This window comes from Bradyrhizobium sp. Kon37, from assembly GCF_055807535.1.
Window position 1 is genome coordinate 1 of the sequence record NZ_JBVVOY010000355.1, and the last position, 233, is coordinate 233.

At 51.9% G+C, this 233-nt stretch carries 1 protein-coding gene; it reads left to right on the plus strand.

Annotated elements, in window-relative coordinates; genetic code table 11:
• Nucleotides 1-233: DNA-binding domain-containing protein (locus AC0L3J_RS38455; RefSeq protein ID WP_473350631.1), on the plus strand; the 233-nt coding region annotated here is incomplete at both ends.

A 233-nucleotide genomic window follows, 5' to 3' on the forward strand; every position in this document is an offset into this window, starting at 1 on the left:
TGCGACCGTTGCAGGGCATTACCAGGTCAGCGCATCCACTTTGCGGGACAAGTATTACCAGGTACAGAAGTTTGCGAAGCCTGACTGGGCGGCTGCACTTGTTGATGGACGTGGAGCATCCCGTCGCAATGTTCACAAAAGTGAATTTGACGAGGATGCCTGGCAGTTTCTGATTGCAGATTATCTGCGACCGGAAAAACCCGCTTTCCGCAAATGTTATGAGCGTCTGGAAC